At 48.1% G+C, this 1119-nt stretch carries 1 protein-coding gene; it reads left to right on the top strand.

Annotated elements, in window-relative coordinates:
- Positions 1-1119, top strand: a 1119-nt coding sequence (locus R7E42_RS25150; RefSeq protein ID WP_318073260.1) for a 3-hydroxyacyl-CoA dehydrogenase NAD-binding domain-containing protein, incomplete at both ends; no start/stop codon positions are given.

Genomic DNA, 1119 nt, shown 5'->3' with positions numbered 1-1119 from the left:
TGAACGCACATACTTCGTTAAACTCGCGAAATCAGCAGAAGCCAAAGCTCTGGTTGGTCTGTTCCTCAACGACCAATACATCAAAGGCATCGCGAAAAAAGCGGCGAAATCAGCAAGCAAAGACACTGAGCGAGCAGCGGTATTAGGTGCAGGCATCATGGGTGGTGGCATCGCTTACCAATCTGCGCTGAAAGGCGTGCCAGTATTGATGAAAGACATCGCCCAACCATCTCTCGATTTAGGCATGACCGAAGCGTCTAAACTGCTGAACAAACGCCTTGCTCAAGGTCGTATCGACGGCTTCAAGATGGCGGGAATTTTGGCATCAATTACCCCAAGCCTACATTACGCAGGCATCGAAAACTCAGATGTGATTGTTGAAGACGTTGTCGAAAATCCGAAAGTAAAAGCAGTGGTACTGAGCGAAGTCGAATCGCACGTTGGTGAAGACACCGTCATTACATCAAACACATCGACGATTCCAATCAACCTATTGGCACAATCACTTAAACGCCCAGAAAATTTCTGTGGTATGCACTTCTTTAACCCTGTGCATCGCATGCCTTTGGTTGAAATCATCCGTGGTGAGAAAACTTCTGATGAAACCATCAACCGCGTAGTGGCTTACGCAGCGAAAATGGGCAAATCACCAATCGTCGTGAACGACTGTCCGGGATTCTTCGTCAACCGCGTATTATTCCCGTACTTTGGCGGTTTCAGCATGTTGCTTCGTGACGGTGCAGACTTCACTAAAGTCGACAAAGTCATGGAACGCAAATTTGGCTGGCCGATGGGCCCGGCGTACTTGCTTGATGTAGTCGGCATCGATACTGCGCACCACGCACAAGCGGTGATGGCAGAAGGTTTCCCTGAGCGAATGGGTCAACAAGGTCGTGACGCGATTGATGCTCTATTCGAAGCCAACAAATACGGTCAGAAGAATGGCAACGGTTTCTACAGCTACACCATTGATAAAAAAGGTAAGCCTAAGAAAACCTTCACTGAAGATATCTTGCCAGTACTGGCAGACGTCTGCGCGGATAAACAAGAGTTCGATGAGCAAACCATCATCCAACGTATGATGATTCCGATGATCAACGAAGTGGTACTGTGTCTGCA

The sequence above is a fragment of the Vibrio sp. Vb1337 genome (genome assembly GCF_033338715.1).
Lineage (GTDB): Bacteria > Pseudomonadota > Gammaproteobacteria > Enterobacterales > Vibrionaceae > Vibrio > Vibrio alginolyticus.
Note: the sequence above shows the minus strand (reverse complement) of the source record. Positions and strands in the feature narration are given on the sequence as shown.